Below are 22,458 nucleotides of genomic sequence, written 5' to 3' on the forward strand. Positions count from 1 at the left end.
AGAAAAAAGAAATAAAGGCAATCGGCATAAACCGATTGCTCTATACATGACCCATTCATATGAATAAAATGATCATCTTGATATTTGAATGAACATTGAATTACGATGAAGGGAAATTCTTTAAACTTAGCCAATCAAAAGGAGGTGCCAATAATGGATGAAAAAGAGTTAATGGAAAAAATGAACAGAATAGAATACCATCAATCATTAATAATCGAAATGATTTCTTCGAGTAGAGATGAGTTCTATAAGTTAGTTATTCATCATTCCCTAAATAAACAGGATGTTGACACATTTTATCAAAACTGTACTAAGCTAAGCATCAAGCTTGAAGAACAAAAAGCGGAAGGATTTGTGCATTTTCAGCCGCTTTTCGCTGAGTTTGTCTCTTTGTTAACTCCTGGACTTCAAGCAAAAGAAGTGATTAGTGCATGTATCAGACAGCAATTATTTGTTCCATTAATGGTTGAGCTTGAAAAATATTTGTAATTTAAGCAAACTCTTTTTCAGAATTTATCTTTTTTTCAACTTTTCCTTCAGCATCTTTAAATTCTCCATCAATATTTGAAAAGGATCGCTCAAATATTTCCATGAAATCCTGACCGTAAATATTTCTTACCACAGTCATGAGCTCGATAAATTCTGGAAATTTCCCATATAAATCTCTTAGAGGTAGAGCTCCTGAAAAGACTGAATTTTGCTCTGGCTGATAAGTTTCCATTAACTCTAATAAAACGTTTTCACCTTTTTCTGTTATTTTTACATAGGTATTGCGTTTATCGGTTTCTCTTTTTGAAAACTGTAGAAGTCCCCTTTCTTCTAGCTTCTTGGAAAAGTTAAACGCAGTTGAGACATGCATGACACCAAATTTAGCAACATCGGAAATAGAGGCTCCATTTAGATGGTAGGCGATCCATAGAATGTGATGCTCGTTTATGTTTAGATCGTAGGGCTTTATCCATTGCTGCCAATCCTTTTCCACTGACTTCCATAAAGCTTTGCTTAATTGTGCAATTCTCTGACTAAAAAGCAACGCTTCTTTTAATGAATACTGTTTCTCTGTCATCCCCAAAATTCACCTTCTTTTTATTATCTAATTAACATTATGCCAATAAAACAAAAATTAATAAAGATATAAATTTCAAAATTTTTAGAAATTTGATAAATTCTCTTGTCATTTAGTCTAAAATGATGGGTTTAATCGGGGGTGAAAAAATCTTGCTAACTTTCCGACAATTTTTATAGTATATTACTTTTCTTCTTCGACATGGAAAAATCCTTCTTTCTTCTAAAATAAATATTATTTAGGAAGGATTATTTTATCCCACTCTTAACGGACATTTTGACTCCCACTTCAAGATTCTGAGAATACGAAGAAGATAAGTGGGAGATCAACTGTCCGTAAAGGTCCGACGAGGGATTAAGGTCCTAGTCAGGCGAAGCCACAGGACGTGGCGTTATGAGCGTGATAAGTAAAATAAGATTTTTCTTTGGGCTTCAGCCCTTAGAAAAATCAATCAGGCTTTGCGTGACTAACCATCAGTGGGGGATGAGTGGCAGACTAAAAGCGCGACGTCAATCGCGACGTCTGCACACTTCACGTCCTGTGCGTCGAAAACCCCCACTGATGGAAGTTTCACTTTATGTGAATCTTTTTATTGTTTTGGAAAGCAGACCTAATCATGATTTTTCAGCCAAAAAATGTGGACAGGGTTAGTGTTAAAGGGAATTTAATAAGGAAATTACATATGATTTGGACAGAGTGCATAAATATGGATAAGGGAAGGGGGAGAGTGGGTTGTCAGGGATCATCTTTATTATATTTACACTTAGTGCAGCTTTAATTATTGGAATGCTCTATAATTTCCTTGCTTTACAGAGGTTTCTTGTCTATCCTTCACGGAAGATATTAAAAGAAAGAGTAAAGGTGTTAGGAGGAGGGGGAGTTCTTTTTTTTGTGATAGGAATGTTTTTAAAAAGCCTTCAATAAAAAAAGAACCCCTAAAGGGTTCTTTCTAAATGATTAATGACTGATTGTTTGGCTTGTTAATTTTGTTCGCTTTACGATTGATAGGGCAATTGGATACAGGATAATCATAAACACTGTATTGAAAGCAGCTGCTGGAAGTACGACTGTACTAAATAGGGCAATAAACGGTCCAGGTAAACCGACAATCAATAAAGCAGATGTTAAGAATACTGTTCCAGAAACGATTGTACCAATAGCTGTCAAAATCGCTACACCGATAATAGAGCTTTGGAATGATTTTAGCGCTGTGAAAATTCCAAATACGACAAAGGCTGTAACAAATTTATCAATAATGTTAGGAAATAGACCACCAGGGAATGTGGTGGTTAACCCTGAAATAATTCCTGTAACCAGCCCTAAAAGCAAGACGCTTTTCTTATCGGGGAATAAAATAATTCCTAAAAACATAAAGGTTAACATCATATCCGGTTTCATTCCAAGGAAAAATCCTGGTACAACGGCATGTAGCACAGCTCCCATACCAACTAATAAAGCTAAAACAACTAAATTTTTAGTTTTCATGTCTCTTCTCTCCTCAACTATTCTCACTAAACTTTGCTTCTCCTGCAGTGCTCTCATTGCCTGCAGCGAAAAGTTTTATTCATTATAACATACATTAATTTTGGAATAAAGATAAAAAAGTTTATGAATTTTGTATTAAAATTCTAGTAGTTTGCTTTAAATTGCTTCATAAATTGAGCAAGCTTTTCTACATTTTCGATTGGCACGGCATTGTAAATGGAAGCACGGCAGCCTCCAACAGAACGGTGCCCATTTACACCAACAAAACCAGCTTCTTTTGCTTGAGCCAAGAATGCTTGATTAAGTTCTTCTGTTTGTAGATTAAAGGTTACATTCATTCTTGAACGACTATTTTTTTCAGCATAGCCAATGTAAAATCCTTCACTTTCATCGATGGCATCATATAGAATTTTGGCTTTTGCTTCATTGACTTGCGCAAGTTTTTCCACTCCACCTTGATTAACGGCCCATTCCAAAACTAACTTCAATAAGTAAATGGCTAGTGTTGGCGGGGTGTTATATAAGGAATTATTCTTTGCATGTGTTTGATAATTCAACATAGTTGGTAATTGATCACTTGAACGGGAGAGTAAATCCTTTTTAATGATGACTACCGTAACTCCAGAAGGTCCAAGATTTTTTTGTGCACCTGCATAGATTAAACCGAAATTTTCGACATTAAATGGTCGACTTAAAATGTCACTAGACATATCGGCTACAAGAGGTACGCTGACTTCAGGAAAGCTTTGCCATTGTGTTCCAAAAATCGTGTTATTACTTGTGATATGCACATAGGCAGCATTCGGATCAATGTCCTCTGCGCTCAGTGTTGGAATTTCTTTAAATCCTTGTTCCTTAGTTGATGCAATGATTGCAGTTTTTCCAATTTTTTGGGCTTCCTTTAAAGCTTTTTCTGACCAAGAGCCAGATAATACGTAGCAACCAGTACGATCTTCAGTCAGTAGATTCATAGGAATCATGGAAAATTGAAGACTTGCCCCACCTTGAAGGAAAAGGACATCATAGTCATCTGGAATGGAGAGCAGCTGCTTTAAGAGTTCCTTTGCTTTTAAATGAACTTCTTCATAAGGTTTGCTTCGATGGCTTAACTCCATCACTCCCATACCAGTTCCATTGAAATTTAATAGATTTTTTTGCGCTTCAAGCAAGACTGACTCAGGTAATGCCGCTGGACCAGCATTAAAATTAAGTGCACGTTCCATTGTGAAATCTCCCCCAGTTATGATTTATAAACAAAACACTAAAAGTGTTACGAACCAATAGATATTTCTAGAAAAAATGCTTGTAGATCGCGTGATGAATCAACCATTTTGCTTAATAAAACGATTATTCGTTAAAAAAAATGGAAGTTTATTCGGATTTTTCGATTAAAGGCATATTTTTAAGCATTTAATAGTATAATCCTATCAAAAATCGTCTAATTGTAAAGAGAAAAATTTGAACATTTAGAAAATGTTTAATAATTAAAAAAGAGACCCGTTTTGGGGGTCTCTTAAAGTATCCCAGTGATTTTGGGATGGTTAAGCTCTATAGGGCATTCTGAATATCTTGTGCAAGCTTTTGTAAATCCTCTGGAGTATATTCAGAGGTATGTGTTTTCCAGACAGCTCCAAATCCATCTTCTTTGCCATAGCGAGGTAGGAGATGAATATGAAAGTGAAAAACGGATTGTCCAGCTGCCTCGCCATTATTATTTACGACATTCAGACCAATGGGATTGAATGCTTTCTTGATGCCATTTGCAATTTTAGGAACTGCTTCAAAAACGTGTTGGGCAATTTCTGGAGTTAGTTCATAAACATTTTCTTTATGTATTTTTGGAATGATTAATGTATGTCCTTTTGTGACCTGGCTAATATCTGTAAAAGCCAGAACATGTTCATTCTCAAAAATTTTAGCTGCAGGAATTTCCCCGTTAATGATTTTACAAAAGATACAATCACTCATTTAAGGTACACCCTTTCTTATAGCCAATATTTTCTAATTATTTTATCATAATTTAATTAGCTTGTCAGGAAATAGACCGAAAATGGTAAAGGCAGGATCCGCATGGAATCCTGCCTTCGTTGAAGGGGAATGCTTCTTTTCATTACGTTCTATTTCAGGTTAAATTCTCTTTGATAAACACCTCATTTAAAAAATGAATTGTGTTTTTTCTTTGAGAATAAGATCCTTGTTCAAGCTAACCATCCCCTACTCTTTATATGTTGTTTTAAGACGTATAAAGCTTTAGGATGATAAGTCTTTGATAAACACCTCATCTCGAATTTTGAAAATTAGTGTTTTAGATCATCGGTTTGTCTGCAAGCTTTGTGCAATGCAACCATCCCCTTGTAGAAACGCATCGAAGCTTATAAAGTAAGGTTACTGTCTGCCACAGACACCTCATTTCAAAATAGATGATCGTTAAATCTCTGTTTTGTTCTCCCCTTCGAATATTATGATGCTCATCTCTATGCGAAATATGCATCTTTTTTTGATATTTTTGGGGATTAGTCTATCCTGTTTTTTATGAGGACAATTTGTTAAAATGAAAGTAATCTGTAAGGAAGGACGTTCATTTATGACTTTGCTGCAAATTAAAGCGTTAACGGGTGGCTATACCAAAAATCCTGTATTAAAGGATGTTACATTTAATGTAAGTGAAAAGGAAATCGTTGGACTTATCGGTTTGAATGGTGCTGGAAAGAGTACGACGATACGACATATTATCGGTTTAATGGAGCCAAGAAAAGGGGAAATCCTGATCAATGGAGGGACTTTCTTAAACGATAAGGATCAATATCGTAAGCAGTTCACCTATATTCCTGAAACTCCCATTCTATATGAAGAATTAACATTGGAAGAGCATTTAAAAATCACCGCGATGGCATATGGACTAGAGGAAGCTCAATATCAAAAACGCATGGAAGCATTAATCAAAGAGTTTCGCATGAGTAAACGATTGAAATGGTTTCCTGCTCATTTTTCAAAAGGTATGAAGCAAAAGGTTATGATTATGTGTGCTTTTTTAGTTCAGCCTTCGCTTTATATTATTGATGAACCATTTGTTGGTTTAGATCCACTAGGAATACAATCCCTTTTAGATATGATGAATCAAGTAAAGGAGAATGGGGCAGGAATTCTCATGTCAACGCATATTTTGGCGACAGCAGAGAGATATTGTGATCGCTTTGTGATTTTACATGAAGGCAGGGTAAGAGCACAAGGAACATTGGATGAATTACGAGAGCAATTTTCAATGAAGGGTGCAACATTAGACGATTTATATATTCAGTTAACAAAGGAAGAAGATTATGTTTGATGAGAAGAAATTATGGCAAGAACGTTTCAGCCAATATACGAGAGAACTTAGTAAATATTTAAGATACATATTTAATGGACATATTGTTATTGTTCTCTTCTTCTTATTAGGAACGGCTGCCTATTATTATCAGCAATGGATAAAACAATTAAATTCGGATTTTCCTGCTGCTATCATTATGGCGATTATTCTCTCACTGCTTATGACGTATAGTCCTATCTTTACATTCCTGTTAGAAGCGGATCGTGTATTTTTACTCCCATTAGAAAGCAGGCTGAAGAGATATTTTTCACGTTCTTTAATGGTTAGTTATGTATTGCATCTATATTTATTGCTCATGGGGCTTGGAATTTTTATGCCTTTGTATGCAAGAGTAAATAATGGGAATTATCGCGCTTTCTTTTATTTCTTCCTTGCTATTCTTATTGCCAAAGCGTTTAATCTATCCATTCGTTGGCGGATTCATCATTTTGTGGAAGCAAGAGTTCAGATAATGGATTCCCTCGTTCGTTATGTTCTTAATGGCGTTTTTCTATATTTGTTATTTTCAAATGCACATATCATTTTTCTTCTTATTATTTTTGCTATTTATCTCATGCTGTATGTGTATTTTCAGCGTGCGACAGTGGCGAAGGGATTGAAGTGGGAACAATTAATTTCCCTTGAAGAACGCAGAATGATGTCTTTTTATCGACTGGCCAATTTGTTTACGGATGTCCCACAGTTAAGGGATCGAGTAAAGCGAAGAAAATGGCTTGATCCAGTCCTTTATTTGCTTAGGTATCAACAAAATCAAACGTATTCTCATTTATTTACAAGGACATTTATTCGTTCAGGAGATTATCTTGGTCTGTTAATCCGCTTAACGGTCATCTGTTTTATCTTCTTATTTTTCATTTCGAATGAATATGGACAAGTGTTTTTCACGATATTATTTCTTTATTTAACGGGATTTCAAATAATGCCGCTTTGGAATCATTATCAGAATAAGCTGTGGATTCAATTGTATCCTGTTAGTGAGACGCAAAAACAATCATCATTTCTAAAGCTTCTAACGAATGTGTTAAATTTGCAAACCATATTGCTTTCGCTAGCTCCTTTTATACAAGGGGGTTGGAAAACAGGGGTTGCAATCCTTGCTATTGGCTTTCTTTTTAATTTTGCTTTTGTATATGGGTATGCTAAAAATAGAATCATAAAAATATGATTGCCGGCTCTCCTTTATGGGGGGCCTTTTGTATGAAAATAGTAAATAACAATATCTGTTCAGAATAATATGTAACGAAGATCTGAAACAAAACAACGGATGAATCGTATGTAGAAGAAAGATTAAAAGGATGATGTGAAATGAATGAATATGAACATAAGGTTTATGAAGAGCTAGAGGCTTGGCACAGGGAAATTTTAAAGCGATCGAGTCTATTCAATCGACTTTCGAAAAAAGCTCAAAGAAAGCTTAATGAAGTTATTCCGGAAAAGGTTCATCAGGTTGTAACGGAGAGTATTAAAAATATGGTAAAAGCAACCCTTATTGGATCAAAGTTTACAACAAAGAAAAGAGAAGAGCCGTTATCCCTTTCGGAAATGGATGAAAGGGTAAAGCAAAAAATCAATACATTTCAAAAAACAGCTGCTGTTGAAGGGGCAGGGACAGGTGCTGGGGGGATCTTTCTAGGATTAGCCGATTTCCCATTATTACTAACAATTAAAATGAAATTCCTCTTTGAAACGGCTGCCATTTACGGCTATGATACGAATGAATATGAGGAAAGACTGTTTATTCTGCATATATTTCAACTCGCCTTTTCAAGTGATGAGAAACGGAGAGAAACCTTTGAAATTATTGAGAATTGGGAGCATCGAAAGCAAGAATTAGTGGATGTGGATTGGCGGGAGTTTCAACAAGAATACAGAGATTATATTGATTTTGTTAAAATGCTTCAACTTGTTCCAGGTATTGGTGCGGTAGTTGGGGCTTATGCTAATTATAATTTACTAGAGCATTTAGGTAGTGTTGCAATGAACTGCTATCGATTAAGATATCTTCAGGAAAAGGAGAGATAGCCTTAATAAGGTTATCTCTCCTTTTTTTAATTCTCGAAGTGATGATACTGAAGTGCAGCTGCTCCCAGAGTTTTAGCTGCGATGAGCATAGCATTTTCATCAATATCAAATTTAGGGTGATGATGGGGATAATTGCTTCCAGATGGTTTTGCACCAGTATAAAAGAAGGTGCCTTTGACATTTTGCAAATAGTATGCAAAATCTTCTCCGCCCATTTGTGGTTCGGATTCTTCAACGATTTTAACCCCAGGAATGTTTGTTGCGGTTTTAATCAAAAATTGTGTTTCTTTTTCATGATTCACAACTGCCGGATATCCTTTGATATATTCAAATTGATAGCTGCAGTCAGCGGTTTGGCATGTACCTTTTACAATACGCTCGATTTCCATGGTAATTTTATCACGTAGTTCTTCACTAAAGGTCCTTACAGTGCCAATTAACGTCGCTTTATCGGCGATGATATTAAAGGCATTGCCTGAATGAAAGGATCCAATGGTCACAACGGCTGCATCAATTGGACTAACTCTTCTGCTCACAATTTGCTGTAGATTCACAACAAGTTGTGAGGCTGTAACAATGGCGTCTTTTGTTTCATGCGGATGTGCCCCATGGCCCCCCTGTCCCTGAATTGTAATTTCAAAGCGGTCAGCAGCAGCCATAATAGGACCAAAGCGAAATTGAATCTTTCCAACTGGTTCTGTTGCCCACAGATGTGTACCAAAAATGGCGTCTACTCCATCTAGGCAACCAGCTTCAATCATGCTTTTTGCTCCACCTGGTGCATATTCTTCGGCATGCTGGTGGAGGAGGACATAGTTTCCTTCGAGTTCCTCCTTTAGTTCATTAAGAGCTTTGGCAAGAATGAGGAGTGTTGCAGTATGACCGTCGTGTCCACATGCATGCATGACACCAGGTATTAAGGATTTATAAGGAACATCCTTTTCATCCTGGATAGGGAGAGCGTCAAAATCGGCACGCAAAGCGATCGTTTTTCCTGGGTTATTCCCATAAATTTTAGCAACCACTCCGTTTCCGCCCACTTGGCTGTGAACCTCAACACCTAGTTGTTCATAGAAATTTTTAATAAATTTCGCTGTTTCTACTTCCTTAAATGAAAGCTCTGGGTGCTGATGAAGAAATCGCCTTATTGATACCATTTCACTGTAATACGACTCGAGTTTTTGAAAAAGCCTGTCTTTCATCCGCATTCCCCCTAAAAACATTTTCAATATTATAACATTTTTTACTTGAAAAGGATGGAATTTTGGTTTTTTATGATGATTTTTAGAAAGATGTTTAAGAGAGTGAAACAACCTCTGAATGAAGAAAGGCTGTTTTCTATTTTAAATGAGTAAAATGGCCACAATTGTTGTAGCGATTAATCCTACAATAACGGGTACTAGATTTCTTCGCGCTAATTCAAATGCATCCACATTACAAATGGCAGCTGCAGGAATGAGGGCCCATGGGACGAGCGTGCCGCCACCCACATAGATCGCGGCAATCTGACCTAAAGCCGTTAGTGTAGCAGCTCCTGCACCAATCGCAGTGGAGAAGAGATTAGCGATGGATCCGGCTAGGGAGATGCCAGAAAAACCAGAGCCATCTAAACCTGTAATGGCACCAACTGCCGTTAGGGTTACAGCTCCAATTTCTTTACTTAAAGGAACGACAGAAGCTAGGGCAACCCCTAGGTCGTTAACAATGCCATGCGAGCTTTTTGGAAGATAATCGCCAATCATCGTAGCGAAACCGGAATCTCCTAAATAGAAGAAAGCTGCAATTGGAATTACGGGACCAAAGACTTTAAAGCCGAATTGAAATCCTTCTATTAAATAACTAGTTGTTTGTTCTAAGCCCTTATTTTTATGGGCAACAAGGGTAATGAGAAGAAGGATAAAGATGGATGTTCCTCCGACTAATGCTGTCGCATCTCCACCTTGAAGATTTAACACAAACATAGTCACAACATCAAGAATGAATAGGACAGGAATGAGTAAGGCAAAAAATCTCTTTTGAGCTGTGGATAATAGATTTGGTTGTGAAATAGCGGAAGAAACAGCTAATGACTCTTGGTTAACTTTGAGCTTACCTAGCTTCATATCCTTTCTAAGCAGGAAAAAGGCAGTGAAGGTGGTGACCGCTCCCATCACAATAACTAGAGGGATACTAGCTTGAAGGACTGATTGAACCGGTAAACCAGCTGCATCGGCTGTTAATTTTGGCGCGGCTTGGATCACAAAATCTCCTGATAAGGCGATACCATGACCAAATAGATTCATTGCCATGGCAACGCCAAGTGCCGGCAAACCTACGCGGAGGGCAACAGGAAGCAATACCGCGCCAAGTAAAGCGACAGCAGGAGATGGCCAGAAAAACCAAGAAATTGCCATCATCAGAATACCAATGATCCAATAGGCAAGTGAGGGGGTTCGGATGAGCTTAGCAAAAGGGGAAATCATCACATCATTAATTCCCGTGGTAGTTAGAACTTTACTCATCGCAACAATAATGGAAATCACGAGGATTGTTGATAAGAGCTCTGTGATCGCATAAATAAAACTAGAAAAAATACTGCTGATGGATGCACTCAATGATCCTGTAGCGGTAATGGCAATGAGAAAAATCCCGATAATACATACAAGTGTTGTATCTCTTCGCATTACCATGAAGCCGATGATGAAAATAATAAAGGCAACATATATCCAATGAAGGGCGGTTAATTCAACAATCATAATTTTTCCTCCTCTTTCATCTTGGTTGAACGATCAAGTCTATAGACCAATACCTATTTTTTAGGTAATAACAGGATATGAATGAGGAAGAAAGTTGTGTTTCATTGTAAGAAAAACAAATTTACCATCATAGCAAAGGCTCACATGTTCATTGTAAAAACGTCTATTTTTTGACAAAAGCAAGTGTTTACTAGTCAAGCATAGAGGAAAAGGCTATATTAGAATAAGTATAAAATGATGATAAGTTTTTATTTTATGGTTTATATATTAAAATAATTAAGTTAGTGAATGGAAAGGTGGATAACTGATATATGGTAAAGCAAATAAATGATACTCTTTTAAAAGCCGCACGGGGTGAAAAAACAGATCACGTTCCGGTTTGGTACATGAGACAAGCAGGTCGTTCTCAACCAGAGTATCGTGCGATTAAAGAGAAATATTCTCTTTTTGAAATTACACATCAGCCTGAGCTTTGTGCGTATGTGACAAGATTGCCTGTTGAAAATTATGGGGTTGATGCGGCAATTTTATATAAAGATATCATGACGCCACTTCCATCTATTGGAGTGAATGTTGAAATTAAATCTGGAATTGGTCCGGTTATTTCCAATCCAATTACCTCTTTAGCTGATGTGGAAAGACTGGGAGAAATTCACCCGGAAGAGGATGTTCCCTATGTATTTGAAACGATTCGGCTTTTAACGGAAGAGCAGCTTTCGGTTCCTCTAATTGGATTTGCCGGTGCACCTTTTACACTTGCAAGCTACATGATCGAAGGTGGACCTTCGAAAAATTATAATAAAACAAAGGCTTTTATGTATGCTCAGCCTAATGCTTGGTTTGCTTTAATGGACAAGCTTGGGAACATGACAATTACTTATGTAAAAGCACAAATTAACGCAGGAGCCAAAGCTATTCAAATTTTTGACTCATGGGTTGGGGCATTAAACGCAAGTGACTATCGATATTTTATTAAACCCATCATGAATCGAATTTTCACCTCTTTAAAAGAAGAAAACGTCCCTCTAATTATGTTTGGAGTAGGTGCAAGCCACTTAACACTGGAATGGAATGATTTACCACTAGATGTTGTTGGTTTAGATTGGAGACTTTCAATCCAACAAGCTCGCCAATTGGGAATTTCAAAAGCAATTCAAGGAAATCTTGATCCAGCCATTCTTTTAGCTCCATGGGAAGTTATTGAAGAAAAGGCTAAGGAAATTTTAGATCAAGGAATGTCACAACCAGGGTTTATTTTTAACCTTGGTCACGGAGTATTCCCGCAAGTAAATCCAGATACTTTGAAAAAGCTCACTTCTTATATCCATGAGTATTCAGCTTCAATATTAGGTCAATAAGAGCGTTTCACAAGCATGGAATTGGTAAGTTTGACGTTTTTTTGGCACAATAATGGACTAGATACTAGAAAATAGAGGTGTGGGTCAATGACAAAGAAGAAAATGGGCTTATTTGTAATGGCATATGGAACTCCATATCATGAAGGGGATATTGAACGTTATTATACGCATATTCGCCATGGACGTAAGCCTACTTCTGAAATGCTTGAGGATTTGAAAAATCGCTATGAAGCAATCGGGGGCATTTCTCCGCTTGGAAAAATAACATTAGAGCAAGCGGAAAAATTAGAAAAGCATTTGAATGAAATTCAAGATGAGATTGAATTTAAAATGTATCTCGGATTAAAACATATTGAACCATTTATTGAAGATACCATTAAACAAATGACGGATGATGGGATTCAAGAAGCAGTTAGCCTAGTACTTGCTCCCCATTTTTCAACCTTCAGTGTGAAATCATATAATGATCGCGCAAAAGAGGCATCAGAAAAAATTGGTGGGCCGACGATTTCGTCAATCGAAAGCTGGTACCGAGAACCTAAATTTATCCAATATTGGGTTGATCAGTTGCATGCTACATATGCCAAGATGACAGAAGAAGAACGGGCAAACTCGATGTTAATTGTATCTGCACATAGCTTGCCAGAAAAAATCGTTGCCCTTGGAGATCCGTATCCCAAGCAGCTCCGCGAAACAGCAGAATTAATTACAAAACAAGCAGGAATCGAGAAGTATGCAATTGGCTGGCAGAGTGCGGGAAATACACCAGACCCATGGCTTGGTCCTGATGTACAGGATTTAACCCGTACGTTATATAACGAAGGACACTATCAAGCATTTGTTTATGCTCCAGTTGGATTTGTAGCGGAGCATCTGGAAGTATTATATGACAATGATTATGAATGCAAAATAGTAACAGAAGAGTTAGGTGTTCACTATTATCGACCTGAAATGCCAAATGCAAAGCCCGAATTTATTGATGCTTTAGCAACAGTTGTCTTAACTGCTCTCAAGTAGGGGAGTAATACATCGAAAAGAAGGCGAAGGACATTATGGAACAAAAAAGAACGGTTGTCGTGGTTGGGGGAGGCATCACCGGATTATCAACGGCGTTCTATTTACAAAAAAAAGCTAGGGAAAACAATTTATTATTAGATGTGAAATTAGTTGAAGCATCTGCAAGACTTGGCGGAAAAATCCAAACCTATCATAAAGATGGGTTTGTTATTGAAAAAGGACCGGATTCCTTTCTTGAACGGAAGCAAAGTGCTTCTCGTCTTGCGAAGGAAGTGGGTTTGGAAAAGGAATTAATTAATAATGCAACAGGGAAATCCTTTGTTTTAGTTCAGGATCGACTTTATTCCATGCCTGGAGGGTCCATTATGGGGATTCCAACCCAGATTGCCCCTTTTGTAACGACAGGTTTATTTTCTTTTCCAGGAAAGCTAAGAGCGGCAGCAGACTTTATTCTCCCACGGTCTAATCCGACAGAAGACCAGTCATTGGGTCAATTCTTCCGTCGAAGATTAGGTGATGAGGTAGTGGAGAATTTGATTGAACCACTACTGTCAGGTATTTATGCTGGAGACATCGATCAGATGAGCTTGATGTCAACATTTCCACAATTTTATGAAGTGGAGCAAAAATATCGCAGTCTCGTTTTAGGAATGAAAAAGTCTTCCCCAGCTCCAAAGAAGAAACCAGAAGAAAAAGCACAATCTAGTACGAAAAAAAAGGGTATGTTCTTAACTTTTAAAACCGGTTTACAGACCTTGGTTGAAGCGGTTGAGGCAAAGCTTGAGCCTAATTCTGTTATTAAGGGCACAAAGGTGGAGCATATTGATAAGGACGGAACCAAATATCATATTCAATTGAATAATGGGGAAATTCTTGATGCAGATAGCATTGTTTTATCAATTCCACATAAAGTGGTACCGTCGATTTTTTCTCAATATGAATTTTTTCAGCCATTTAATCATGTACCATCAACATCTGTTGCCACTGTAGCGCTTGTGTTTCCACAGAAAGCGATTAAGAAAGATATAGATGGTACAGGATTTGTGGTTTCCAGAAATAGCGATTATACGATTACGGCCGTTACTTGGAATCATAAGAAGTGGCCACATACGACCCCGGAAGGGAAGGTTACCTTACGCTGCTATGTAGGTCGTGCCGGGGATGAAACGGTAGTGGAGTTATCAGATGACCAAATTGTGAAAGTTGTGTTAGAGGATTTAAATAAAACAATGGATATCACAATGGAGCCTGATTTCTTTGTGGTGAGCCGCTGGAAAGAGGCAATGCCACAATACACAGTTGGCCATAAAAAGCGGATGGAAACGATCAAAAAGCATCTCCAAGAAGAATTGCCTGGCATCTTTTTAGCTGGTGGGTCATATGAAGGATTGGGAATACCAGATTGTATTGACCAAGGAGAAGCAGCGGTTGTGAAAGTATTAAACTATTTAAATATGAATGATTAGGATAGAAGAAAGGCTGCCAGTGGTAGCCTTTCTTGTCATCTTTGATAAACCAGAGTTTTGAAAAAATAGCTATGTATCAAAAAGAAAAAAAGAACCAGCCCATTTTTCATGGCTGGTTATCAAAAGGCAACAGCTCTTTTTCAGAAACTGTTTGGAAGGGTAGAGAATACGGTGACAAGCCCTATTCTCTAAAAAATCATGGAATTATTAAAAAACGAGATAACGAGATTAATAAAAAATTAAAGATCAGGTAACCCCAAACATCTGGAACACTTATCGGTGTAGCAATCATGCTGTTCCTCAATCGTCACTCCACATTGAGAGCATTGCTTTTTAGGCAAGCCTTTGAAAAATTCAACAATACTTCCTAGCATGATGAAGCCTCCCAATTGTTGTAAGTTGTATTTGCACAGTTTGTGATTAATTAAATTGTATTATAACAGAATAACGGTGTCAACTTGTTTTTTTAAATCAATAAATTTTTGAGAAGAGTGCTGAAGGTTTCTTTGTTTTTACTATTTTTTCAATCATTAAAAATGAGAAATTTAGCACAATCTAGTATAGTAAGAATAGACCTTTTAATGCGAGGAGGAGAAATATGAAATTAACTGTTATAGGGCCCTGGGGAGGTTATCCAAAGGTGAATGAAGCAAGTTCCGGATACCTTCTTGAGAGTGATGACTTTTCGTTATTAATAGATTGTGGCAGTGGTGTATTAGCCAAAATGCAAAATTTTATTCAGCCAGAGAATTTAGATGCAGCAATTATTTCGCATTATCATCCGGACCACATTGCTGATATTGGTGTATTGATGCATGCTCGTTTAATTCAAGGATTTTTAGGTAGTACGATGCCGAGTTTACCCGTTTATGGACATACAGAGGATGTCAGGGAGTTTGAAAAGCTTAGTCACAAAAATATCATGACAGGAGTAGCCTATGATCCTAATGTTCCTTTAAAATTAGGGCCATTTACTGTTCGGTTTTTAAAAACGAACCATCCTGTTCCATGCTATGCCATGCGATTTGAAAAGGATGGAAAAAGTTTTGTTTACACTGGGGATACTTCTTTTAAAAATGAATTAATCTCATTTTGTCAGGATGCTGATGTGCTTTTATGCGAATGTAATTTCTATGGGGACCAAAATGGACAAAATGCAGGGCATATGAATAGTTTCGATTGTGGGAACTTAGCGATGGAAGCGAATGTGAAAAGTTTGATTTTAACTCATCTTCCGCATTACGGTGAATTGGCAAAATTAAAAAAGGAAGCAGCAGAAAAGTTTGCTGGCCAGATATACTTAGCTTCCTTAGGATTAACAATGGAGGTTTAAGCTTAAACTTGTATTTTGAAAGGAGTGGATGAAATGTTATTTATCGATAATCAAAATATAACAGATCCACGGATTAATTTAGCTATTGAAGAATATGCATTAAAAAATTTAGATATAAACGAAACGTATTTACTCTTTTACATAAACGAGCCTTCTATTATTATTGGAAAGAACCAAAATACGATTGAAGAAATTAATACCGAATATGTTGAGAAAAACGGAATTCATGTGGTTAGACGTCTATCTGGTGGTGGGGCTGTTTATCATGATCTGGGGAATTTAAATTTCAGCTTTATTACAAAGGATGATGGCGATAGCTTTCATAATTTCAGAAAGTTTACTGAGCCTGTTGTTGCTGCATTAAAGCAATTAGGAGTGAATGCGGAGCTAAGTGGAAGGAACGATCTTGTTGTAGACGGCAGAAAAATATCCGGAAATGCCCAATTTTCTACAAGAGGGAGAATGTTTAGCCACGGGACGCTGATGCTCGATTCTGAAATTGACCATGTTGTCTCAGCGTTAAAAGTTAAGAAAGATAAAATTGAATCAAAGGGAATCAAATCGATTCGCAGCAGGGTTGCTAATATCTCTGAATTTCTTCCTGAGAAAATATCAATTGAAGAGTTCCGCAGTGTATTGCTCAATAGTATTTTCCATGATAGCGACGAAATTCCTCAATATCACTTAACAAATGAGGATTGGAAGAAGATTCATGAACTCTCAAAAAGCCGGTATCAACAGTGGGAGTGGAATTATGGAAAATCACCAAAATTCAATCTACAGTATTCTCATCGTTTTCCAGTTGGTCAAATTGATGTTCGTCTCGAGGTCAATAAAGGAATTATTGAAAATGGTAAAATTTACGGCGATTTCTTTGGTGTTGGCGATGTAAGTGATATTGAGCAAAAGCTTGTTGGTTTAAGATATGAAAAAAAGGAAATCGAACAGGCACTGGAGGGTTTGGATATAAAATACTATTTTGGAAATATTTCCAATGAAGATTTTTTAAATCTATTGTATTAAAACTACGATGGAGGATCAGAAACCCAACGGGAATTCTGATCCTCTTCTCATTATAAATTTTAAGAAAATTCATTCATGTTAGCGTTTTCTATTGAAGAAATAAATTTCTTTCAATATAATGTATTTAGAAAATTTTTAAAATAAAAATGAATGAGTATTCATTCAAACAAAGGGGTGGAGAGATGAATCTATCTTCTCAATTGCATGAAATAGCCAAAATAAAGGCTGACAAACCAGCATATTACTTTATGGACCATTTCAGTACATATGCTGAATTGGATGGGAATGTAACAAAATTTGCATCTGGGCTAGAGCATCTTGGGGTCAAAAAAGGGGATCATGTTGCAATACTTTCTGGAAATTCACCGTTCTTTGTCATTGGATTGTATGGAGCATTAAGGCTTGGAGCAACGGTTATACCGATTAATCCAATTTATACTCCAGATGAAATTAGTTATATCATTAATAATGGGGATGTTAAGATTGTAATCGGCTTGGATCTATTAGTACCGTTATTTGAAAAAATGCATCAGGTATTACCGAAAGTTGAACAATACATTATATTTGAAACACCTCAAGGCAATGAGGCTCAAAAAGGCCTAGATTTAACTGCTCTTACGGTATTCCCTAAATTGAAATCATTTGCAAATGTAATGGCTTCAGGGAACTTAAGCTTTAATGGTCCGGATTTAGATGAAGATGATACGGCCATTATTCTTTATACTTCCGGTACAACTGGAAAGCCAAAAGGAGCGATGCTGACTCATAAAAATATTTATAGCAATGCAAGTGATGCAGGCGATTATTTAAAGATGAGTGAAGCTGACCGCGTTATCGCCACCCTTCCAATGTTCCATGTATTTTGTCTGACCGTTGCATTAAATGCTCCTTTAATGAAGGGAGCAACCGTTCTTATCGATCCAAAATTTAGTCCAAAAGAAATTTTCCGCCTTTCAAGAGAATATAATCCAACTGTTTTTGTTGGCGTGCCAACCATGTATAACTTCCTATTTCAATTTAATGAAGGAAACCCTAAGGATTTTGCATCATTAAGATTATGTATCTCCGGTGGCTCGGCAATGCCGGTAGCCTTATTACAAAATTTTGAAAAGAAATTTAATGTTGTGATTTCAGAAGGCTATGGTTTATCAGAAGCATCTCCAGTCACTTGCTTTAATCCGTCGGATCGTCCAAGAAAACCGGGTTCAATTGGAACGAATATCACCCATGTGGAGAATAAAGTCGTGAATGAGTTAGGTGAGGAAGTGCTGGTTGGACAAGCTGGAGAATTAATCGTTCGTGGGCCAAATGTGATGAAGGGCTATTATAAAATGCCTGAAGAAACGGCGGCGACGATTCGTGATGGTTGGCTGTATACAGGAGATATGGCTAGAATGGACGATGAGGGCTATTTCTATATAGTCGACCGCAAAAAGGATATGATCATAGTAGGCGGCTATAATGTTTATCCACGTGAAGTAGAGGAGGTTTTCTATAACCATCCTGATATTGTAGAGGTAGCTGTGTTAGGTGTGCCAGATCCTAACCAAGGGGAAGCGGTAAGCTGCTTTGTGGTGAGCAAGAGTCCTGAACTAACCGAGGAAGAGCTATTAGTCTATTGCAAGGATCATTTAGCGAAATATAAGATTCCAAAAACGATTGAATTTCTAGAGGAATTACCGAAAAATACGACGGGTAAGATTTTACGAAGAGCATTAAAGGATAAGGTACTACAGGAATTTAAATAAAACCAAAAAGGGGCTAACACAATAAATCTTTCCCTGAGTTAGCCCTTTTTTTAGTGGAATTTGGTATGAATGTTAAGGTAAGGGCTTTCTTTAATGTGTAAAACTAATAGTGAATTGCGTATGTTTTTCATTTATGTGTCATGATGTTATTTCAGAATTTAAGGATAGTACATGATCAATTGAAAGACGGTTTCACGTTCATCCAGACTTCTATAACTATGTTCCTGATTGGCGGAAAAGCGGATGGAATCCCCTGCCTTAACATGGTAATTGTCTTTTCCAATGGTTACTTCAAGTACTCCAGAAGTGACCGTAATATATTCCTCCACTCCTTCGTTATGTTTTTCGGAATGGTGGGTGTAGCCGTGTTCTAGCTCAACCGTATAAATTTCAAATTTCCTTCTGGGATCAAAAGGGAAGATGGAGTAGACCCGATATTTTTGTCCAGCCTCCATGACCGGGCAAATTTGTTCCTTTTCCACGAAGAGCACATTGGCTTTTGTGTCATCAATTAGGGATGAAAAGGAAATCTGCAAGCCGAATGCAATTTTCCATAAGGTTGTAACGGTGGGATTGGATTCTCCTCTTTCAATTTGGCCGAGCATCGCTTTACTGACCCCGGTTAATTCTGCTGTTTGATCTAAACTCATTCCACGGGTTCTTCTTAGGTTTTTTAGGTTATCACCAATACTTTTTTGAATATTCCTCATTTTTTCCTCCAAAGATATTGTGAGATATAACGCACATATGTATAATATATTTTACAATCAATGATTCAGTCATGTTTCCTTTTTATTATCTTGTATTTGATTTTAAAGGTAAAGAGGGATTTGGTATACGTATAGGGGTGATATTGTGGCAGAGTTAGTGATGGCTAAACAGACATCGGAATTTAAAAAGGGGCTGCAAGCAGGAGTAAGCATCGGCATTGGTTATTTTCCGATTGCGCTCACCTTTGGTTTATTAGCAAAAACAACTGGGTTAACTATTTTGGAGACGGTATTGATGAGCATGATTGTTTTTGCGGGCGCGTCACAATATATGTCTTTGACTCTATTAACCTTAGGAACGGGAGCATTTGAAATTATTTTGACAACCTTTATCGTTAATATCCGCCATTTTTTAATGTCGGCTGCGTTGAATGAGAAGGCGGAGGAAGCTCCGACCCTCCATAAAGCTCTCTATTCATTTGGTCTTACCGATGAAACCTTTTCAGTTGCGGCAATGAGAGAAGAGAAGGTAACGACGGGCTTCATGATTGGCCTTAATCTGGTTGCTTATTCCAGCTGGGTCGTGAATTCTGGGTTAGGGCATTTAATCGGAGCCAATTTGCCGCAAACTTTACAGGAAAGTATGTCCGTAGCCCTTTATGCAATGTTTATCGGATTGTTGGTCCCTTCAATGAAAACGGGTGTGAAGGTTGCCTATTTAGCAGGGTTAGCCGCATGTTTTAATACAATCTTGACGATGACAAAGTTTTTATCCACTGGTTGGGCGATTGTGGCGGCAACTCTATTGTCGGCGATTATTGTTGAGGCAATTGAATCTTTGAAAATTAAGCAAGCGGAGGGGCGTGGCCATGAGTGATCGGATTATTTGGATGATTATAGGCATGGGAATAGTCACCTATCTCCCTAGAATGCTCCCATTTGTATTATTTAAGGGGAAAGAGCTTCCAACCTTTCTTCAAGGTGTTTTAAAAAATGTCCCTTATGCAACCTTAGGGGCTCTCATTTTTCCAGGAGTGCTTTTTATTCAAGAGGATATTTGGTATGGGCTATTAGGGGCTGCAGCGGCGTTCTTGCTTGCCTTTTTAGGTGTAAACGTGATTGTTGTTGTTTTAGGTTCTATAGCGGTTTTGACCGTATATTCTTTTTTTGTTTGAGAAGGGGATTTGTTGTTATTTCAATTTTTTATTGGCACTTGCATTAAGGGTGTCGGTTTTTTTGTTTAATTGGTATTTGGCTGAATATTGGTAGTGAATGAAGACAAAAATGGGAAGGACCCTTTGACAAAGTTGTTTAAAAGAGAAATGCTCAATAAAAAGGAGTTACTAATATTCATATTTGGAATAATATTATAAACTTTTCCTTGAGATAATCGTTTTGATAATGAAGAAATATTCAATCTAATTTATATGAAGGTTAATTTAAGGAGCATCTATATAGAGCAAGAATACATTTGTATAATCAGTGCCGTTGTAACTGGTACAGCTAGGGAGTCCAAACGGTTTCAAAAACCTGATGTCGTTTCAGCTTCTGTTCTTGGGGCAATCATTGAAAAAAAGTAGTTTGGTACGGGGCACTATCTATATATAGGGATAGTGTCTGTTCCATTCGATATAGTTGTTCTAAATATCATAATTTTAACTACACTAATAATAGGTTGTACGAATACTTGTTTTTCAAATATGCAAGGAAGCTATAATGGCAACGAGGGGGGAATGAAGTGGCGCGGAAAATCGGTTTTTATGCAATTCTTGCCTATCTTATCTATGGGCTTTTTATTTATTGGTATTTATTTTATTTTGCTGATACGAGCATGCCATTTGAATTTGAAGGAACGAAAGCGGATCCTGCAACTTTTTTAAATGGAAGAGAATTGATGCTGAGTGAGGAATATTCTAAAATTCGAGATTTCTTATTTTTCTTATCGACTCCATTTGAATGGCTCCTCTATCTATTTATTTTAATTACTGGAATATCGAAAGCTTTCAAGCACTGGGCTGAGCATTCATCAAAATATAAGTTTGTGCAGGTTGGTATTTATGTGATCTGGCTCTCATTTTTTGCTTACGTGGTTACTTTTCCGTTAAGCTATTTGAGTTATTCTTTATCAAAAAGTTATCATATTTCCACGCAATCATTTCCTTCATGGATGAAGGATGAGTTGATTGATTTTTGGCTAAATTTTGGAATGATGTTTGTGATCGTCCTGGTTCTTTATGGGCTTATTAAAAAGAGCAAAAAGCGTTGGTGGTTATATGCTTGGCTTCTATCTATTCCATTTACCTTGTTTACGATGTTCATCCAACCAGTGGTGATTGATCCACTTTATAATGATTTTTATCCATTAAAAAATAAAGAATTAGAAGCGAAAATTCTGGATATGGCAAACAAGGCACATATTCCGGCGGATCATGTCTTTGAAGTGGACATGTCGGAAAAGACGAATTCTTTAAATGCTTATGTGACGGGGATTGGTTCCAATTCACGGATTGTTTTATGGGACACCACTCTTAATCGTTTAAATGAGGACCAAATATTATTTATCATGGCACATGAAATGGGCCATTATGTTGAAAAACATTTGTATTTTGGAATTGCCGGATATCTATTGTTATCACTAGTCGGGTTGTATCTCATTTATCGATTGATGAATTTTCTCGTAGCACGTTATGGGAGAGTGTTTAAAGTCCTAACTGTCGGTGATATTCGTTCCTTCCCGTTATTCTTATTGTTGTTATCTATGCTTATGTTTGCCTCTAGTCCTTTATCGAATCTTGTGGCTCGATATGAAGAAATGAGGGCTGACCGTTATGCCATTCACATGACCGATAATCCAGAAGAAGCGATATCCGCTTTTCAAGAACTGACAAGAGCAGGACTAAGTCAAGTAAATCCCCCATTGCTGGTAAAAATATTCCGTTATACTCATCCAACCATGCTCGAACGGATTGTGATGTTAGAGGATTATGAATTGGAAAAACGAAAGCAAGAGGGAAAGTGAGCTTTGAAAACGCCATTTTTGCTGATCTTACACTGTGAGGATTTTGTTTCGTATATGATTATTTTGGAAATTCTCAAGGCTGTCTGAATGGGTCAATGATTCGGACTCA

Annotated in this window: 22 protein-coding genes; 14 read left to right on the forward strand and 8 right to left on the reverse strand. The window is 37.2% G+C overall.

What is annotated here, in order from left to right; translation table 11 throughout:
• Nucleotides 1-153: 153 nt before the first annotated feature.
• On the forward strand, nucleotides 154-489 hold the full coding sequence (locus tag ACE38V_RS00275; protein ID WP_375839117.1) for a DUF1878 family protein: 336 nt from the start codon (nucleotides 154-156) through the stop codon (nucleotides 487-489).
• A 1-nt stretch (nucleotide 490) separates the two neighbouring features.
• On the opposite strand, the gene ACE38V_RS00280 is transcribed toward ACE38V_RS00275, so the two are convergent.
• Entirely contained in the window at nucleotides 491-1,066 is a 576-nt protein-coding gene (locus ACE38V_RS00280) for an HTH-type transcriptional regulator Hpr (protein WP_375839118.1), read from the reverse strand.
• A gap of 732 nt (nucleotides 1,067-1,798) precedes the next feature.
• On the opposite strand from ACE38V_RS00280, the gene yhzF reads away from it, so the two are divergent.
• A complete protein-coding gene (gene yhzF, locus ACE38V_RS00285; RefSeq protein ID WP_375839119.1) occupies nucleotides 1,799-1,990 on the forward strand; it encodes a membrane protein YhzF in 192 nt (63 codons plus the stop codon).
• A 33-nt stretch (nucleotides 1,991-2,023) separates the two neighbouring features.
• Here the strand turns inward: yhzF and ACE38V_RS00290 are convergent, their stop codons facing one another.
• From ACE38V_RS00290 to ACE38V_RS00300, 3 genes are all read right to left on the reverse strand, one after another.
• Nucleotides 2,024-2,551: a tryptophan transporter gene (locus ACE38V_RS00290; protein WP_375839120.1), complete on the reverse strand. Its 528-nt coding sequence runs from the start codon at nucleotides 2,549-2,551 to the stop codon at nucleotides 2,024-2,026.
• Nucleotides 2,552-2,694: 143 nt separating this feature from the next.
• The gene (gene serC / locus ACE38V_RS00295; protein ID WP_375839121.1) at nucleotides 2,695-3,774 is read right to left on the reverse strand and encodes a 3-phosphoserine/phosphohydroxythreonine transaminase; all 1,080 of its coding nucleotides are present in this window, start codon (nucleotides 3,772-3,774) and stop codon (nucleotides 2,695-2,697) included.
• Nucleotides 3,775-4,099: 325 nt separating this feature from the next.
• Nucleotides 4,100-4,519 carry an HIT family protein gene (locus ACE38V_RS00300; RefSeq protein ID WP_375839122.1) on the reverse strand — a complete coding sequence of 140 codons (420 nt, stop codon included), beginning with the start codon at nucleotides 4,517-4,519 and terminating at the stop codon, nucleotides 4,100-4,102.
• A gap of 616 nt (nucleotides 4,520-5,135) precedes the next feature.
• On the opposite strand from ACE38V_RS00300, the gene ACE38V_RS00305 reads away from it, so the two are divergent.
• From ACE38V_RS00305 to ACE38V_RS00315, 3 genes are all read left to right on the forward strand, one after another.
• On the forward strand, nucleotides 5,136-5,876 hold the full coding sequence (locus ACE38V_RS00305; RefSeq protein ID WP_375839123.1) for an ABC transporter ATP-binding protein: 741 nt from the start codon (nucleotides 5,136-5,138) through the stop codon (nucleotides 5,874-5,876).
• A complete protein-coding gene (locus tag ACE38V_RS00310; protein ID WP_375839124.1) occupies nucleotides 5,869-7,083 on the forward strand; it encodes an ABC transporter permease in 1,215 nt (404 codons plus the stop codon). Before ACE38V_RS00305 ends, ACE38V_RS00310 begins: the two co-directional genes overlap by 8 nt.
• 140 nt (nucleotides 7,084-7,223) lie before the next feature.
• The gene (locus ACE38V_RS00315) at nucleotides 7,224-7,940 is read left to right on the forward strand and encodes an EcsC family protein (RefSeq protein WP_375839125.1); all 717 of its coding nucleotides are present in this window, start codon (nucleotides 7,224-7,226) and stop codon (nucleotides 7,938-7,940) included.
• Between the two features lie 26 nt (nucleotides 7,941-7,966).
• Here the strand turns inward: ACE38V_RS00315 and ACE38V_RS00320 are convergent, their stop codons facing one another.
• Nucleotides 7,967-9,142, reverse strand: a complete 1,176-nt coding sequence (locus tag ACE38V_RS00320) for a M20 family metallopeptidase (RefSeq protein ID WP_375839126.1) — start codon at nucleotides 9,140-9,142, stop codon at nucleotides 7,967-7,969.
• A gap of 141 nt (nucleotides 9,143-9,283) precedes the next feature.
• Nucleotides 9,284-10,675: a hypothetical protein gene (locus ACE38V_RS00325; protein ID WP_375839127.1), complete on the reverse strand. Its 1,392-nt coding sequence runs from the start codon at nucleotides 10,673-10,675 to the stop codon at nucleotides 9,284-9,286.
• Nucleotides 10,676-10,986: 311 nt separating this feature from the next.
• Between ACE38V_RS00325 and hemE the strand changes: the two genes are divergently transcribed.
• The 3 genes from hemE (at nucleotide 10,987) to hemY (ending at nucleotide 14,516) form a co-directional block, all read left to right on the forward strand.
• Nucleotides 10,987-12,033, forward strand: coding sequence for a uroporphyrinogen decarboxylase (hemE, locus tag ACE38V_RS00330; RefSeq protein WP_375839128.1), 1,047 nt, complete (start codon nucleotides 10,987-10,989; stop codon nucleotides 12,031-12,033).
• Between the two features lie 87 nt (nucleotides 12,034-12,120).
• The gene (gene hemH / locus ACE38V_RS00335; protein WP_375839130.1) at nucleotides 12,121-13,050 is read left to right on the forward strand and encodes a ferrochelatase; all 930 of its coding nucleotides are present in this window, start codon (nucleotides 12,121-12,123) and stop codon (nucleotides 13,048-13,050) included.
• Between the two features lie 35 nt (nucleotides 13,051-13,085).
• Nucleotides 13,086-14,516, forward strand: coding sequence for a protoporphyrinogen oxidase (gene hemY / locus ACE38V_RS00340; protein ID WP_375839131.1), 1,431 nt, complete (start codon nucleotides 13,086-13,088; stop codon nucleotides 14,514-14,516).
• 239 nt (nucleotides 14,517-14,755) lie between these two features.
• Here hemY and yhfH read toward each other — a convergent pair whose 3' ends face one another.
• A complete protein-coding gene (yhfH, locus tag ACE38V_RS00345; protein WP_375839132.1) occupies nucleotides 14,756-14,890 on the reverse strand; it encodes a protein YhfH in 135 nt (44 codons plus the stop codon).
• Between the two features lie 224 nt (nucleotides 14,891-15,114).
• On the opposite strand from yhfH, the gene ACE38V_RS00350 reads away from it, so the two are divergent.
• The 3 genes from ACE38V_RS00350 to ACE38V_RS00360 all read left to right on the forward strand — a co-directional run bounded on the left by ACE38V_RS00350 (nucleotide 15,115) and on the right by ACE38V_RS00360 (nucleotide 18,620).
• On the forward strand, nucleotides 15,115-15,849 hold the full coding sequence (locus ACE38V_RS00350) for an MBL fold metallo-hydrolase (RefSeq protein ID WP_375839134.1): 735 nt from the start codon (nucleotides 15,115-15,117) through the stop codon (nucleotides 15,847-15,849).
• Nucleotides 15,850-15,882: 33 nt separating this feature from the next.
• Nucleotides 15,883-16,872, forward strand: coding sequence for a lipoate--protein ligase (gene lplA / locus ACE38V_RS00355; RefSeq protein ID WP_375839135.1), 990 nt, complete (start codon nucleotides 15,883-15,885; stop codon nucleotides 16,870-16,872).
• 182 nt (nucleotides 16,873-17,054) lie between these two features.
• Nucleotides 17,055-18,620 (forward strand): fatty acid--CoA ligase family protein, encoded by a 1,566-nt coding sequence (locus ACE38V_RS00360; RefSeq protein WP_375839136.1) that lies wholly within the window; start codon nucleotides 17,055-17,057, stop codon nucleotides 18,618-18,620.
• Between the two features lie 158 nt (nucleotides 18,621-18,778).
• Here the strand turns inward: ACE38V_RS00360 and ACE38V_RS00365 are convergent, their stop codons facing one another.
• A complete protein-coding gene (locus tag ACE38V_RS00365) occupies nucleotides 18,779-19,330 on the reverse strand; it encodes a helix-turn-helix domain-containing protein (RefSeq protein ID WP_375839137.1) in 552 nt (183 codons plus the stop codon).
• 145 nt (nucleotides 19,331-19,475) lie between these two features.
• Here ACE38V_RS00365 and ACE38V_RS00370 point away from each other — a divergent pair, with 145 nt between their 5' ends.
• The 3 genes from ACE38V_RS00370 (at nucleotide 19,476) to ACE38V_RS00380 (ending at nucleotide 22,349) form a co-directional block, all read left to right on the forward strand.
• The gene (locus ACE38V_RS00370) at nucleotides 19,476-20,207 is read left to right on the forward strand and encodes an AzlC family ABC transporter permease (RefSeq protein WP_375839138.1); all 732 of its coding nucleotides are present in this window, start codon (nucleotides 19,476-19,478) and stop codon (nucleotides 20,205-20,207) included.
• The gene (locus ACE38V_RS00375; RefSeq protein ID WP_375839139.1) at nucleotides 20,200-20,505 is read left to right on the forward strand and encodes an AzlD domain-containing protein; all 306 of its coding nucleotides are present in this window, start codon (nucleotides 20,200-20,202) and stop codon (nucleotides 20,503-20,505) included. The genes ACE38V_RS00370 and ACE38V_RS00375 overlap by 8 nt, the downstream gene beginning before the upstream one ends.
• A 563-nt stretch (nucleotides 20,506-21,068) precedes the next feature.
• Nucleotides 21,069-22,349 (forward strand): M48 family metallopeptidase, encoded by a 1,281-nt coding sequence (locus ACE38V_RS00380; RefSeq protein WP_375839140.1) that lies wholly within the window; start codon nucleotides 21,069-21,071, stop codon nucleotides 22,347-22,349.
• The last annotated feature ends 109 nt before the right edge of the window (nucleotides 22,350-22,458 follow it).

Source organism: Cytobacillus sp. Hz8 (assembly GCF_042263505.1).
Classification (GTDB): domain Bacteria; phylum Bacillota; class Bacilli; order Bacillales; family Cytobacillaceae; genus Bacillus_BE.